This is a genomic window from Collimonas pratensis, assembly GCF_001584185.1.
Lineage (GTDB): Bacteria > Pseudomonadota > Gammaproteobacteria > Burkholderiales > Burkholderiaceae_D > Collimonas > Collimonas pratensis.
In genome coordinates this window covers 4,094,382-4,107,834 of the sequence record NZ_CP013234.1, presented here as the reverse complement: position 1 = coordinate 4,107,834, position 13,453 = coordinate 4,094,382, and the positions used below count along the sequence as shown (strand labels likewise).

Below are 13,453 nucleotides of genomic sequence, written 5' to 3'. Positions count from 1 at the left end.
CTAACGGAAAGCAGCAGCAATTAGGGGCAAGCGACGAATGCAGAAAATATGCGTGGCGCCACGGGGGCTATTTAAAGTCCCATTTCATTTGTTCGGCAATCGGGATGTGCTTTGCCGACTCGACGCACAGCGCAACGTAGTCGGTAAACAGTGGCGCCGGGCGGATCCCTTCCGCCAGCAGGTTGCTGTTGTCGAATACATAATTGAGGCCGGCGAAGGCGCCATACAGCTTGAGCGCGCGCAGCAGCAGGCGGTCATTACATTCCGGCACGCACTCGCGCATGCGCGGCAGCAGGGTGGCGATAGCATCCGGCGTGATCTGCTTGTAGGTGGCGCCGATCGGCTCAATGCCGCGCGCCGCCGCCAATGCCAGGTCGATTTCGCGGAACGAGACGGAGGAACCCTGGCCGGCCGAGATATGGAAGACGTTGTGCGTCAGGGTTTCCTTTTGCGCCAGGTCGATGATCGCCTGCGCGCACCAGTCCACCGGCACCACATCCACTTTTTCATCGAGGGCAGTGGTCAGCGCGCCCAACAGTTGCCACACCATGAAGACCCAGAAAATGCTTTGCGACGGCGCACAGCCGAGCACGGTGTGGCCGACGATGATCGACGGCCTGACATAGATTACCGGCAAGTCTGGATAGGTGTCGCGCAGTTTCTTTTCACCCATTGCCTTGGAACGGGTATAAGCCACCAGGTGTTCGTCGCCTAGCGGCAGGTCGATGTTTTCCTTGACCATGGCATTGATGCCGGCGCCTTCGCCGCAGGCCATGGCGGTGCCGATGTACATGAAGCGCTTCAGGGCAGGGCGCTGGTGCATCAGCTTGCCGAGCGCCAGGGTGCCGTCGACGTTGATCTTTTCCAGCGAAGGATGATTCGAGAAAGTTGCCAAGGCTGCGGAGTGGACCACCACCGATACCTGGTCCAGGCGCGGATCGCCGGCGACGTTGTCGAGTTCCGACAAGTCCGAGCACAGGATCTGTTCAACGCCGATTTGCGCGATGTCGGCCGCGCTGGCGCCCAGCAGTTGCAGGTTCTTGATAACCCGGGCGTGCGCCGCCGCAGGAGTGTCTGCGCGTGCCAGCAACAGCAGATTCTTGCCTAGCCCGCGGTGAATTGCTTCGACAGCGTTGGCGCCACCCAGAAAGCCGGTCGCACCGGTCATCAAAATTAAATTATTCATTAAAGGCTAAATGCTCTTGTAACTAGTTTGGTACGGGTTGATGACTGGCCGCTGGTGGGCCGGCTACGGAGTGCACATTGCGGTATGGGCTGAACCCCCCTCAGGCTCGGCATTTGGTTTTTCTACGTTTTCCCATATCAATGCGCAGCTATGCATGCAATGTAACGCGCGATTCTATACTATGGTTGACAGATAGATACAAAGATTTACAAAGGGTTGCATGTTATTCGTTTGTCATTTCTGTATTTGCTTCCAATAGCGCCGCATAGAGTAAGCTAACTAATTAATTGTTGTTTAACATTTAAATTTGCTGTTCGTGAACTTTTCTCCTCTGGAAAGTGACCAAAGGATAAAGAATTACTCTATTTCCTTAACTGGGCCATGGTTTTCCAGGCAATGCATTTGCCTGACATGCCCACCTATATTCAGTGACGTCCTGTCTTCTTGAGCGCGTTCCGGCTGGCGGCGGTCATGCGCTAGATGCGTCGCAAGGACAACCGTCAAATTGGGAGCAAGCATGTTCTATTGGATTGCAGCGTTGCTTATCGGCGCTTTGGCATTGATGCAGCTGCGTGTCGGCGCCTGGGTTTGGCTAGGCGCCATATTGCTGTGGATAGCCGGCGGCTTCTGGCTGGCGGGCATCGGCGCGCTGGCGGCGATATTGCTGTTGCTGCTGCTGGTGGTTCCGGCCCTGATCGTGGCACTCAAGCCGCTGCGCTATCGCCTGCTGAGCGGGCCGATACTGCAGATGTTTCAGCGCATCCTGCCGCGCATGTCGCAGACTGAACGCGACGCCATCGAAGCCGGCACCACCTGGTGGGATGCAGAACTGTTTTCCGGCAAGCCGGCGTGGGACAAGCTGCTGCAACTGGCGCCGCCCAAGCTGACGGCGGAGGAGCAGGATTTTCTTGATCATGAAGTCGAACAGCTGTGTGGTCTGGTCACCGACTGGGAGAGTACTGAAATCTGGCAGGACCTGTCGCCGCAGGCCTGGCAGTTCGTCAAGGACAAGGGTTTCCTCGGCATGATCATTCCGAAGCAGTATGGCGGCAAAGAGTTTTCCGCCTATATGCATTCGCAGGTGATCATGAAACTGTCGTCGCATTGCTCGGCGGCGGCGATTTCGGTGATGGTGCCGAATTCGCTCGGTCCAGCCGAACTGTTGCTGCACTACGGTACTGAAGCTCAAAAGGATTACTTTCTGCCGCGCCTTGCCGCCGGCGAGGAAATCCCGTGTTTCGCGCTGACCAGTCCCTACGCCGGTTCCGATGCGGCGGCGATACCAGACGTCGGCGTGGTTTGCATGGGACAGTACGATGGCCAGGACATGCTGGGCTTTCGTCTCACCTGGGACAAACGCTATATCACCTTGGGTCCGGTCGCGACCGTGCTGGGGCTGGCATTCCGGGTGCAGGATCCGGATCGCTTGCTGAGCGCCGGCGATAGCCAGGCCGAGACGGACCTTGGCATTACCTGCGCCTTGATTCCGACCAATCATCCCGGCGTGGTTACCGGCCGCCGTCATTGGCCGCTGAATGCGGTGTTCCAGAACGGCCCGACCTCCGGCCAGGATGTGTTCATCCCGCTGGACTGGGTGATCGGCGGCCGCGAACAGATCGGCAAGGGCTGGCGCATGCTGATGGAGTGCCTGGCCGCCGGCCGCGCCATTTCCTTGCCATCCTCGACCGTCGGCTTTTCCAAGCTGGCAGTGCGCGGCACCAGCGCTTATGCAGCAATGCGCCATCAGTTCCGCATCCCGATCGGCAAGTTTGAAGGGATCCATGAAATGCTGGCGCGCATGGGCGGCAACCTGTACCTGATGGATGCCGTGCGGCGACTATCGGCGCTGGCGGTGGATGCCGGCGAGAAGCCATCGGTGATTTCGGCGATCTCGAAATACCATGTGACCGAACGCGGCCGCATCCTGGTCAATGCCGGCATGGATGTCTTGGGCGGCAAGGGCATCTGCATGGGGCCGAACAATTTCCTGGCGCGCAGCTACCAGCAGATGCCGATCGCTATCACAGTCGAAGGTGCGAATATCCTGACGCGCTGCCTGATCATCTTCGGCCAGGGCGCGATTCGCTGCCATCCCTATGTGCTGAAGGAAATGGCGGCAGCGGGCGAGGCGGACCAGCAGAAGGCGCTGGCCGATTTCGACGAGGCATTTTTCGGCCATATCAGTTTTGTCTTCGCCAATTTTTCACGGACCCTGGTGGCAGGCCTGTCGGGCGGCAGTTTTCCTGCGGCGCCAAGCGCGGCGCCGGCCGAGCTGCGCCATTTCTATCGTGCCGTCAACCGCATGTCGGCGGCGTTCGCCCTGTTGAGCGACCAGTCGATGTTCGTCTTTGGCGGTTCACTGAAATTCCGCGAGCGGATATCCGGACGCCTGGGCGACATCCTGTCGCAGCTCTATCTGGTCTCCAGCGTGCTCAAGCGCTATGAAGACGATGGCCGTCCGCAAGAAGACTTGCCCTATGTGCATTGGGCGATACAGGATGCCTTGCATCAGGCGCAGGAGGCCTATCTTGGCGTACTCGACAATTTCCCGAACCGGCTGCTGGCAGTCTTGTTGCGGGTTATTACGTTTCCTTTCGGCCGGCCTTACCACAAGCCTTCGGATGCGCTCGACAGCGCCGTGGCGAAAGCCATGCAAACCAATGGCGCCAGCCGCGACCGCCTGGTCGGCGACATCCATATGCCGAGCGCCGAACAGTCACCGCAAGCTTTTGGCGAACTGGCTTTCCAGCTGATACCGCAAGTGAATGCGATCGAAGCGCGGCTCAAGCCCGCTCTCAAGGCCGGCACCCTGGCGCCGATGCCGCAAAGCCTGATCGCGTTGCATGGCTGGGCCACGGCGGCAGCGGCGAGCGGTGCGATCACGCAAGAAGAGATGCAGGTACTCCAGGATTTCGCCCGTTACGGAGATATCAGCGTGCAGGTCGACGATTTCCCGCAGGACTTCAACCGGCTCGAATCGGTGCAGGCCCGCAGCCAGCACCAGCCTTGAACCTTTAATAGCGACGATATTTGCAACAAAAAAGAAAGACGTTTTATGACTACCCTCGTGCAACCGGGCCTTAAACTGCGCCCGCTGGAGCGCAACGACCTGCACTTCGTGCATCAGCTCGACAATAACAGCCACATCATGCGCTACTGGTTCGAAGAACCCTACGAAGCCTATGTCGAGCTGACGCAACTGTATGACCAGCACGTACACGACCAGAGCGAGCGCCGTTTTATCCTCGAAAGCGATAACGGCGAGATGGTGGGATTGGTCGAACTGGTCGAGATCACCCATATCCACCGCCGCGCCGAATTCCAGATCATCGTGGCGCCGAGCGCCCAGGGCCGGGGCTATGCCGAACGGGCCACCCGGCTGGCGATCGAGTACGCGTTTTGCGTGCTCAATCTGTACAAGCTGTATCTCTATGTCGACAAGGAAAACCACAAGGCGATCCATATTTACCAGAAGTGCGGCTTTGCGCTGGAAAGCGAGCTGAAAAGCGAATTTTTCATCAATGGCGTGTATCGCGACGCGATTCGCATGTGCATGTTCCAGCCGGAATATTTGGCCAAACGCCCGCGTTAATGTTGTTTTCGAGCGGATTGGTCGGGCTGGACCTGCCTGTATCGGCAAATAAAACATAACTTAACATTGACTTAGTAATTTCTAAGATATATCTTATTATCTCGTTCAATGAGATAAGGAAGAACCATGTTTGGTCATCGAAGAGGCTGCGACCACAGCCGTATGCATCAAGGTCATGAAAGGCAACATCGGGGCGGCGGCTTGTTTGAGCGCGGCGGCCGGCGTGAAGGCGGCCGTGGCGGCCGCATGTTTGAGCAAGGCAGCCTGCGGCTGGTAATACTCAATCTGTTGCAGGAAAAGCCACGTCACGGTTACGAAGTCATCAAGGCGATCGAAGAACTGGTCGGCGGCGATTACAGCCCGAGCCCGGGTGTGATTTATCCCACCCTTACCTTGCTGGAAGAGCTGGGCTATGCGGCGATCGAAGCGGAAGCCGGCGGCAAGAAACTGTATCGCCTGACGCCAGAGGGCGCGGCCTTCCTGGCGGCCAACAGCGAAGCCTTGAACCTGGCGCTGCAACGGCTGGAAGCCGCGCAACGCGCATCGGGCAGTTCTGCGCCGGAATTGAAGCGCGCCATGGTGAACTTCAGGATGGCGATACACACCCGGTTGGAAAAGGGCGAACTCACGCAGGAGCAGATCCACGCCATCGTTGATGCCATCGACTTGGCCGCGGTGAAGATCGAACGCGTCTGAGAGCATCCGACGCTTGTAAGAACTGTCTGGAAAGAAGGAGTCACCATGCGTGAACACCGCTACCGTATCACCCTGGAGCACTTGACGACGCCAAAGCAAGGCGAGCCGACCAATGCAGCAATCCATTTTGAAACCGGCAACCATGACGATCTGTTCGCGATTGTCGACAAGGTGCGCGGCAGGGGGCAGTTTGACGCCGATACCGCCGCTTCGCTGGCGCTGGGCCTGAAACTGTTTACCGAAGTCATGCTGAAAAACCGCAGCGATCCGCTGTTCGCTGAGATCCATCAGCCGATGCGCGATTTCATCCAGAAATTGAAAGCGCGGCCACAAGCTGTGGAGCCGGAAACGGCGCCGGCGTCTGAAACTTAGAATTAACTTGTAGGGATTGCCCCGGCGGGACGCCGTCCGGGCAATGTATAAACCAGCGGGGCCAGGATAGTTTTCGTCTGAACAGCCGAAAATTATCCTGGCCCCGCTTTGTTGTGCATCATTTTCGTTGCGCTCCGTGGAGCACTGCCGGCAGTGCTGCTATCCGCGCGCCGGCGCAATCATCTCGGCATATTCGTATAGCGTTCCGAGGATTTCTTCGCCGCGCTCGTCGGCTGTCTCCGACAAATTGTCGATCTCTTCAAACAGCATGTCGACCGTGCGCGCCTTGCCTTCGCCGTCGAACAGGCGCGCCGCGCGGTGTTCTTCCCAGCGTTCCTGCTCTTCCGGGTTCAGGGTATCCGGGAAATTGCGGGCGCGGTAACGGAAAGTCAATTCTTCCAGCCGCTGGTCATCAAAACTGATATGCGCGGCTGCCAGTTTTTGTGGCGTCATGGCGCGCAAATCGTTCAGCTTGCGCCTGTCGTTGTTGCCGACAAAACCGCCGTACAAGTCTTCGTCGACATCGCTTGCGCCTTCGTCCGGACGCTGGAACACCTGACGCCACAAGCCGCTCAGATCGGGCGCCTGCGCCGCGATTTCCGCATGTTTCAAGGCCTGCGGAATATCGATGCCCCATTGTGCCGCCATGTCGGCCGACAGCGTTTGCAGCTTGTTGATCACCATCGGCGATTTGTTCAGGTGCACCGATTTCAGGGGCAGCCGGGTCACGCCTTCGGGCAGGTCGGCCGATTTGCTGAACAGGCGGGTGCGGACGGTGTCGGCGTCGAGTGCAAACAGTTCGCTCGGATCGTAGGCCAGGTCCCAGGCCAGTATTTCATTCTTGTTGGTCGGATGCACGCCGAGCGGCCACATGACTGCCAGGCAGCCGTGCTCGGCCGGGAACATGCCGGAAATATGCAGGAAGGGGCGCGGCGTCGGCAGGCCGATTTCAGCGCCGGCGCGGTCTTTCTTGTGCAGCGCCAGGCAGAAGTCGAATAGCTTGGGCTGGTGTTGGCGGATCAGGCGCGCCAGGGCAATCGTCGCCCGCACGTCGGACAGTGCATCATGCGCGGCTTCGTGACTAAGGCCATTGGCCTTGGTCAGCAGTTCGAGGCGGAAGCTGGGCCGTCCTTCGTCATTAATGGGCCACTGGATGCCGTCCGGGCGCAGCGCGTACGCAGTGCGCACCACATCCAGGATATCCCAGCGGCCGCACTGGTTCTGCCACTCGCGCGCATAGGGATCGATCAGGTTGCGCCAGAACAGGAAGCGCGTGACTTCATCATCGAAGCGGATGGTGTTGTAGCCGACGCCGATGGTGCCGGGTTCGGAAAACGCTTTTTCAATCTGGGCGGCGAACTGATATTCCGGCATGCCGTGCTGCAGGCAATGCTGGGGCGTGATGCCGGTAATCAGGCAAGACTGCGGATCCGGCAGGAAATCATTAGCCGGTTGGCAATATAGCATGATTGGTTCGCCGATCTCGTTCAACTCGGAATCGGTGCGGATCGCCGCAAACTGGGCCGGGCGGTCACGGCGCGGCTGCACGCCGAAGGTTTCGTAGTCGTGCCAGAGGAAGGTGTGGTTAGACATCAGAGCTAGGCTGTAAGGAAGGTGCTGCAGTTTACAGGCATCTTTCCGTGCCTGTATAGCAGTTTTACAACACATTAAGACAAATCCTAGAATGCGCTGTAAAACCGCATTTAGCCCCTTAAATTCACAAAACTGATAACTGCTATTGGCAATCGAAATTGGATAATTGATGGGGAAACGCTATTCTGATTGTGCGACGCAACAATTGGCTTGCGGTGAACGCAAAACGAAAGAGGAATTCATCATGTCTACAATGACAATCAGCAACAATTCTAGTATTGCCCGTCCAGCTCCAGCGGCTCGTCCTGCTGTCGTGAGCCGTCCAGCAGCACCTGCTGTGCAAAGCGTCAGCTCGCTGAGCAAGGTCGCCGCATTCTTCAAGCGCCTCGGTACCGCCTACGAGCGTTCGGAAGCTGCACGCAAGGAAGCCTACCTGGCAGAAGCCGTCGACCTGTACGACCTGGAATACCGCATGCAGCGCCTGGACCGCGAAAGCGCACAGACTGCAGCATGGATCAAGGGTTTCTAAGATAGCATCACGGTTTGACGTTTAGCTTGGGCGTGATTGCCGGAATCGCCGGCAATCGGTAGTCAGCTGCAGTCGTTTGCAGTGAGTCGTATAGCTTTATCAGTAGTTTCAACATCTCGTAGTACATCGTCGCTGCGTAGCAGTCGGGCATCCCGCCGGCATTAGCCGTCTGAACGGGCTGCCCTGCTGCTCGCCCAGTGCACATCTTCTTACTTTTCCATCCTGCAATTAATGTGACTCTGTCAAGAGCGTAAAGTGCTCGACGGTTGGCGCCACGGCAAAAAATGGTCCTACCAGCGCGCGCCAGTCTGTAAATGCCGGCGATTCGCGGAAATCCACGGTGTGGTTTTCCAGGGTTTGCCAGAGTATGGTCAGCACATAGCGCTCCGGCGACTCGATTCCCTTGTGTACCTTGTAACCGGCAAAGCCCGTGGCCTTGCTGATGATTTGCTCGACTCCGCGTTGGATGGCGGCGTCGAACTCCTGTTGCTTGCCCGGCTGGATACGGATATCGGCTAATTCTAGGATCATGGGGGTTTCCATCGTGATTGGTTGGCTGAACGGCGATTGTCGCATTTTTCCCATTTTCGGGTAGCGGCGGACGGCATGGCGGCAATCAGACTTTGTGGATTCCATGCCGATTGACTATGCTGAAGGCATAACCAGTCCATAGGAGAGCATCATGTTGGGCAGACAAAGGCTTTATTTCATGTTGCCGGACGTTTCCAGCGCACGTAGCATGCTGGACGAATTGTTGCTGGCGCGGGTAGGGATACGAAATATCCACTTTTGGGCGGCCGACGGCAAATTGCCGGCCGATATGCCGGAAGCTAATGTGCTGCATAAGACCGACCTGGCCAACGGCGCGGAAGTCGGCCTGCTGGCCGGCGGCGTGATCGGCCTGCTGTTGGGCATGTGGCTGGTATATTTTCCGCCTGAATGGGTGCATCTGAACTGGCTGGCGCTGGTGGCGCTGACGCTCGCCGGCGCGGTGCTGGGCAGCTGGATGTCGGGCATGGCGGCGGCGGCCTTGCCGAATTCGCGCCTGAAGGCCTTCCACGCGGGAATCGAAGAAGGCAAGATACTGCTGCTGGTCGACGTGCCGTTCAAGCGCGTGCCGCAGATCGAGGAACTGCTTGAAAAACGCCATCCGGAAGCCTCTTTTGCCGGCGTTGAAAAACATATTCCGGTTTTTCCATAACATCGCTGAACTGGCGATGCCAAAGCACCGTGCCGCTGGCCGGTGCTTTTTTATGTCAGTTGCGTCAATTTATTCCTGCTTTCTGCCCGATTTCCCTTGAACGCGATTGTTATTTTATGGCTGCCTTCGTACACTAGCTCCGGTTAAAAATAAAATCAATCATACGACCAGCCATGTGCCCGCCCGCGGCACATGGCTGGTCGGCATACAGGGAGGAATTCATGGCAGGATCTTATTTTCCCACCTGGCGCTTGCGCGCCAGCACAGCGGATGGCAAAGGGCAGGTCATCGCCGCCGATGAACGCCTGCCTTGGCCGCAGACTTTTGCGATGGGCGTGCAGCACGTGGTGGCGATGTTCGGTTCGACCGTGCTGGCGCCGCTGCTGATGGGCTTCGATCCCAACCTGGCGATCTTCATGTCGGGCATCGGCACCTTGCTGTTCTTCGTGCTGGTGGGTGGCCGGGTACCGAGCTATCTCGGTTCCAGTTTCTCCTTCATCGGCCTGGTGATCGCCGTCAGCGCCTACGGCGGGCATGGCTTGAATCCCAATCTGGGCGTGGCGCTGGGCGGCATCATCGCCTGCGGCGTGCTGTATGCGCTGATCGGCGTGCTGGTGATGGCGATCGGCACGCGCTGGATCGAAACCCTGATGCCGCCGGTAGTCACCGGCGCAGTGGTGGCGGTGATCGGCCTGAACCTGGCGCCGATCGCGGTCAAGGGCGTCAGCGGCAACAACTTCGACGCCTGGATGGCCCTGGGCACGGTGCTGTGCGTCGGCGGCGTCGCGGTATTCGCGCGCGGCATGTTGCAGCGCTTGCTGATTCTGGTCGGCCTGATGCTGGCCTATGTCATCTATGCGTTGCTGACCAACGGCGCCGGCCTCGGCAAGCCGATTGACTTTGCGATTGTCGCCAACGCGGCATGGTTCGGTATCCCGCATTTCTCGGCGCCGGTATTCAAAGCTGACGCCATGGCTTTGCTGGCGCCGATCGCCATCATCCTGGTGGCGGAAAATCTCGGCCATATCAAGGCAGTAGCGGCCATGACCGGCCAGAACCTGGACAAATACATGGGTCGCGCCTTTGTCGGCGACGGTCTGGCGACCATCGTCTCTGGCAGCGTCGGCGGCACCGGCGTCACCACCTATGCGGAAAACATCGGCGTGATGGCGGTCACTAAAATCTATTCGACGCTGGTGTTCGTGGTGGCGGCCTGCCTGGCGATCATCCTCGGCTTTTCGCCGAAATTCGGCGCTGTGATCCAGACCATTCCGGGCGCGGTGCTGGGCGGTGTCTCGATCGTGGTGTTCGGCCTGATCGCCGTCTCGGGCGCGCGCATCTGGGTTGAGAACAAGGTGGATTTTTCCGACAACCGCAACCTGATCGTGGCCGCAGTGACCCTGGTGCTGGGCGCCGGCGACTTTACCCTGAAGCTTGGGCAATTCTCGCTGGGGGCATCGGCACCGCGACTTTTGGTGCGATCATCTTGCACGCGCTGCTGCGGCAGAGGAAAGCTTAAGCTGGATTCTGAGATCGTCACGCGATCAGAATTTCATTGCCCGCGGGGCCGTTCAGTCAGCAACTGAACGGCCCCGCATATGTTTACGCTAGATTTCAGCCGATGCCAGGGCGGTGAAATTCTGGATTTTTACCGCACCCTCGGGAAACCTGGCGATGATGTCGAGTTCGCCACCCATTGCTTCAATATGAGCGCGCAGCGAGGAAATATACATGTCGGCACGGCGCTCAAGTTTAGCAATTGCCGGTTGTTCGACATGCAGCACTTCGGCCAAGGCCTTTTGCGACAGGCCGCGCGCGCCGTAACTCATGCAAAGGCATTTCCTCGAGCAAAGCGTGGAATTTGGCATTTGCGCGTGCGCGTGAGGCCGGCGACATATTGGCCTCCAGTTCGGAAAATTTCTTAACCATCTGATGGTCCTTCCTTTCGTAGTGCGGCTAAATGTTCGTCGTACAGGTGATCTGCAAGCGGCACGTGCGCCTCGTACCAGCGCTGGCTGCCGGTTTTGTCGCCCCCTATCAGCAAGATCGCGCAGCGGCGCGGATCAAAAGCGAACAAGGTGCGCTAGGGGCGACCCGCATGCTGAGTGCGCAGCTCTCGCATGTGTGAGTGCTTGGAGCCGTGGACTCCACTGGTGTAAGGAAAGCGCAAATCCGGTCCCAGAAGTTGCAGCAACTTAACACTGGCATGTACCGATTCCTGCTCATCCTCGGTTAGGGGTTCCCATCAGCTGCCGAACTCGTCGGTGTATTCAATTTCCCATTTCATTTCAAATATTCCATAAAAGGCATATTCCATCAATGGAATATTTGATGTTTCTTGTCGGACCAAAAAAACGACCCACTCACGTAAGCGAGCGGGTCGTTCAGTCTAATCAGCAATCCAGGTAGCAGGTCAGCAGGAAAGTCTTAAAACTTGATTTCCACCTCAGGTTTGCCTGGCAATTTTTGCCGTAGCTGAGGGAGCAAGCACGGGTTTAAATTCCCTCCGCAGGCTCTTCAGCAGGCACACCATGTACAGCACCAGTACCACTGAAAACGGCAGGGACGCCAGCACGATGGTGGTCTGGATAGCGCTGATGTTATCCGCGAACATCAGGCCGACCGTCACCGCCATGATCAGCGCCGACCAGAAAATGCGCAGCCAGTGCGGCGCGTCGCCTTCACTGTCGTTGCCATTGCTCGTTCCGCGGATCGACAGATTGGCCAGCATCACTGCGCCGGAATCGGCCGGCGTCAAAAACAGAACGAAGCCGACGAAGATCGCCACGCCCGACATGGCCGTGCCAAACGGGTAGTGCGCCAGCAATTTGTACATGGTCATGGCCGGCTGCTGCAGCGCGGTCTGGCTCAGTTCGGTGGCGCCGTGATTGATCAGCAGGTCCAGCGCGCTGTTGCCGAACACAGATAGCCATACCAGCGTGAACGCCAGCGGCAGCAGCAGCACGCCGGTCACTACTTCGCGGATGGTGCGGCCGCGCGAGATGCGGGCAATGAACAGGCCGACAAATGGCGCCCAGGAAATCCACCAGGCCCAGTAGAACAGGGTCCACTTGCCGAGCCAGTCGCTGGGGCGGTCGTAGGCATACAGGTCGAAAGTCTTGCCGACGAAGTTGCTGACATAGTCGCCGAGATTCTGGATCAGCGCGTTCAGCAGGTGCAGCGTCGGTCCCATCGACAAGGCGAACAGCAGCAGGCTGGCAAACAGCACGACATTCAGGTTCGACAGGCGGCGAATCCCGGTCTCGATGCCGGAGATGGCCGCCAGCGTGGCGACGATGGTCATCACGATGATCACCGCCAGCAGTGAGCTATGGCTGTTCTGCAGTCCGAACAGATGTTCCAGGCCGGCGCTGATCTGCAGCGAACCGATGCCGAGGTTGCTGACCAGGCCCAGCACCGTCACCACGATGCCGAAGCAATCCACCGCGTGGCCGGCTGCGCCGTGCACGCGCTCGCCCAGCAAGGGATACAAGGCCGTGCGTAAGGCCAGCGGCTGCTTGTGGCGATAGGCGAAGTAGCCCAGCGCCACGGCGATCAGGGCATAGATGGCCCAGCCATGCAGTCCCCAATGGAGAAAGGTCAATGTCATCGCCTGGCTGGCTGCCGCCGGCGTGCCGGCTGCGCCTTGCGGTGGGTACAGGTAGTGCGTCAGGGGTTCCGAAGCGCCGAAGTAGAGCAGCGAAATACCAATCCCGGAAGAGAACAGCATGCCGGCCCAGGCGCCGTAGCTGAAGGCGGGTTGTTCATCGTCTGCCCCCAGTTTTATCTTGCCGTAAGGCGATATCGCCAGCCAGATGATGAAGCCGAGGTAAGCAGCCACTACCAGCATGTAGTACCAGCCGAAACTGTTGGCCAGGGTCACCTGTGCGCTCGACAGCCAGGCGGTGGATGCCTGCGGGAAAGCGATGATGACGATGGTGAAGGCGATGATCAGCAGCGCTGACGAGAAAAAGACCGGGCGGTTGAGCCTGGTCGCGTTCGCTGGCTGGGCTGCGATGGCGGCAGAGGCGCTCATTTGATCTGCCCGCAGTGCACTGGGATAGCTGAATGGCTTGACTGTCTCATTATTTCTACACGTATTTGATGTTGCATTTAAATAAACCTCATTCCGATTCTATTGCCGGGTTCTGACTTGATGTTGTTTTTAAAAAGAAAACATTTATTGCTTCCGAGAGCCTAAACTTAAATTGATTGAACGTCCAATCAATTTAAATTATACTGATTTCACGCAGCGGATGGGCGGGCCGCTTTCCGCCAACGCAA

General features: G+C 58.1%; 11 protein-coding genes and 2 pseudogenes. 7 read left to right on the top strand and 6 right to left on the bottom strand.

What is annotated here, in order from left to right:
• Positions 1-67: 67 nt before the first annotated feature.
• Entirely contained in the window at positions 68-1,186 is a 1,119-nt protein-coding gene (locus CPter91_RS18245) for an SDR family oxidoreductase (RefSeq protein WP_082792978.1), read from the bottom strand.
• Between the two features lie 517 nt (positions 1,187-1,703).
• Here CPter91_RS18245 and CPter91_RS18240 point away from each other — a divergent pair.
• From CPter91_RS18240 to CPter91_RS18225, 4 genes are all read left to right on the top strand, one after another.
• Complete coding sequence (locus CPter91_RS18240; protein WP_061942659.1) at positions 1,704-4,196, top strand: acyl-CoA dehydrogenase; 2,493 nt, start codon at positions 1,704-1,706, stop codon at positions 4,194-4,196.
• Positions 4,197-4,241: 45 nt separating this feature from the next.
• Positions 4,242-4,778, top strand: a complete 537-nt coding sequence (speG, locus tag CPter91_RS18235) for a spermidine N1-acetyltransferase (protein ID WP_061942657.1) — start codon at positions 4,242-4,244, stop codon at positions 4,776-4,778.
• A gap of 162 nt (positions 4,779-4,940) precedes the next feature.
• Complete coding sequence (locus CPter91_RS18230; protein ID WP_231879956.1) at positions 4,941-5,474, top strand: PadR family transcriptional regulator; 534 nt, start codon at positions 4,941-4,943, stop codon at positions 5,472-5,474.
• Between the two features lie 45 nt (positions 5,475-5,519).
• Positions 5,520-5,846 (top strand): DUF3861 domain-containing protein, encoded by a 327-nt coding sequence (locus tag CPter91_RS18225; protein WP_061942654.1) that lies wholly within the window; start codon positions 5,520-5,522, stop codon positions 5,844-5,846.
• 159 nt (positions 5,847-6,005) lie between these two features.
• Here the strand turns inward: CPter91_RS18225 and sbcB are convergent, their stop codons facing one another.
• Positions 6,006-7,439 carry an exodeoxyribonuclease I gene (gene sbcB, locus CPter91_RS18220; RefSeq protein WP_061942652.1) on the bottom strand — a complete coding sequence of 478 codons (1,434 nt, stop codon included), beginning with the start codon at positions 7,437-7,439 and terminating at the stop codon, positions 6,006-6,008.
• Positions 7,440-7,794: 355 nt separating this feature from the next.
• Between sbcB and CPter91_RS27385 the strand changes: the two genes are divergently transcribed.
• A complete protein-coding gene (locus CPter91_RS27385) occupies positions 7,795-7,968 on the top strand; it encodes a DUF3563 family protein (RefSeq protein ID WP_231880138.1) in 174 nt (57 codons plus the stop codon).
• A gap of 228 nt (positions 7,969-8,196) precedes the next feature.
• Here CPter91_RS27385 and CPter91_RS18205 read toward each other — a convergent pair whose 3' ends face one another.
• Positions 8,197-8,499, bottom strand: a complete 303-nt coding sequence (locus CPter91_RS18205; RefSeq protein ID WP_061942648.1) for an antibiotic biosynthesis monooxygenase family protein — start codon at positions 8,497-8,499, stop codon at positions 8,197-8,199.
• A 151-nt stretch (positions 8,500-8,650) separates the two neighbouring features.
• On the opposite strand from CPter91_RS18205, the gene CPter91_RS18200 reads away from it, so the two are divergent.
• Entirely contained in the window at positions 8,651-9,169 is a 519-nt protein-coding gene (locus tag CPter91_RS18200) for a DUF1269 domain-containing protein (RefSeq protein ID WP_082792974.1), read from the top strand.
• A 221-nt stretch (positions 9,170-9,390) separates the two neighbouring features.
• Positions 9,391-10,688 (top strand): annotated as a pseudogene (locus CPter91_RS18195) (solute carrier family 23 protein).
• A gap of 88 nt (positions 10,689-10,776) precedes the next feature.
• Here the strand turns inward: CPter91_RS18195 and CPter91_RS18190 are convergent.
• The 3 genes and pseudogenes from CPter91_RS18190 to CPter91_RS18185 form a co-directional block, all read right to left on the bottom strand.
• Positions 10,777-10,998, bottom strand: coding sequence for an XRE family transcriptional regulator (locus CPter91_RS18190; protein WP_335340105.1), 222 nt, complete (start codon positions 10,996-10,998; stop codon positions 10,777-10,779).
• Between the two features lie 92 nt (positions 10,999-11,090).
• Positions 11,091-11,456: pseudogene (locus CPter91_RS25895) on the bottom strand (type II toxin-antitoxin system RelE/ParE family toxin).
• Positions 11,457-11,615: 159 nt separating this feature from the next.
• Entirely contained in the window at positions 11,616-13,205 is a 1,590-nt protein-coding gene (locus CPter91_RS18185; protein ID WP_061942644.1) for a BCCT family transporter, read from the bottom strand.
• Positions 13,206-13,453 lie beyond the last annotated feature (248 nt).

What these genes read in the sequence shown, in the direction of transcription:
- CPter91_RS18245 (WP_082792978.1), bottom strand. Translation starts at nt 1,186, where the DNA reads ATGAATAATTTAATTTTGATGACCGGTGCGACCGGCTTTCTGGGTGGC.
- CPter91_RS18240 (WP_061942659.1), top strand. Translation starts at nt 1,704, where the DNA reads ATGTTCTATTGGATTGCAGCGTTGCTTATCGGCGCTTTGGCATTGATG.
- speG (WP_061942657.1), top strand. Translation starts at nt 4,242, where the DNA reads ATGACTACCCTCGTGCAACCGGGCCTTAAACTGCGCCCGCTGGAGCGC.
- CPter91_RS18230 (WP_231879956.1), top strand. Translation starts at nt 4,941, where the DNA reads ATGCATCAAGGTCATGAAAGGCAACATCGGGGCGGCGGCTTGTTTGAG.
- CPter91_RS18225 (WP_061942654.1), top strand. Translation starts at nt 5,520, where the DNA reads ATGCGTGAACACCGCTACCGTATCACCCTGGAGCACTTGACGACGCCA.
- sbcB (WP_061942652.1), bottom strand. Translation starts at nt 7,439, where the DNA reads ATGTCTAACCACACCTTCCTCTGGCACGACTACGAAACCTTCGGCGTG.
- CPter91_RS18205 (WP_061942648.1), bottom strand. Translation starts at nt 8,499, where the DNA reads ATGATCCTAGAATTAGCCGATATCCGTATCCAGCCGGGCAAGCAACAG.
- CPter91_RS18200 (WP_082792974.1), top strand. Translation starts at nt 8,651, where the DNA reads ATGTTGGGCAGACAAAGGCTTTATTTCATGTTGCCGGACGTTTCCAGC.
- CPter91_RS18190 (WP_335340105.1), bottom strand. Translation starts at nt 10,998, where the DNA reads ATGAGTTACGGCGCGCGCGGCCTGTCGCAAAAGGCCTTGGCCGAAGTG.
- CPter91_RS18185 (WP_061942644.1), bottom strand. Translation starts at nt 13,205, where the DNA reads ATGAGCGCCTCTGCCGCCATCGCAGCCCAGCCAGCGAACGCGACCAGG.